The organism is Acidovorax sp. ST3, from assembly GCF_003231145.1.
In the GTDB taxonomy this organism is placed as follows: Bacteria; Pseudomonadota; Gammaproteobacteria; order Burkholderiales; family Burkholderiaceae_C; genus Acidovorax.
The window spans coordinates 1-500 of sequence record NZ_QKVP01000160.1 but is presented as its reverse complement, the minus strand read 5'-3'; the positions used below and the strand labels follow the sequence as shown (position 1 = coordinate 500).

The following is a 500-nucleotide window of genomic DNA, read 5'->3' as shown; positions in this document are numbered from 1 at the left end:
GGCGCCGCGGCGGGGACGGATCGTCCGGGCTGGCGGCGTGGCCATGCTCGACCAGCACGCGGCGATCCTGCGGCCGCAGGACAGCCTGATCGACAATTTCCGCCGGTTGCATCGCGCCGCCGCCGACAACCTCGGCCGCGCGGCCCTGGCCAGGTTCCTGTTCCGAGCGGAGGCGGGGGACAGGCGCGTCGGCGAGCTGTCCGGCGGCGAGCGGCTGCGGGCGGCCCTGGCCTGCGTGCTCTGCGGCCCGGCGCCGCCGCAGCTTCTGATCCTCGACGAGCCGACCAACCACCTCGACCTGGAGTCGATCGAGGCCGTCGAGAGCGCCCTGCGCGGCTATGACGGCGCGCTGCTGGCGGTCAGCCACGACGCCGACTTCCTGGAAGCCGTCGGCGTCGGCCGCACGGTGACGCTGACGGGGGTCAGGCCCGCTTGTTGAGCGTGATGGCCGTGGCGTCGGCGGTCGTCGGCTCGGCGCCCGGCCCGTAGCCGGCGCCGCT

General features: G+C 75.4%; 1 protein-coding gene. It reads left to right on the top strand.

Annotated elements, in window-relative coordinates; all coding sequences use genetic code 11:
* On the top strand, positions 1–439 hold a 439-nt coding region (locus DNK89_RS24980; RefSeq protein ID WP_153064368.1), incomplete at its 5' end, for an ATP-binding cassette domain-containing protein.
* Positions 440–500 lie beyond the last annotated feature (61 nt).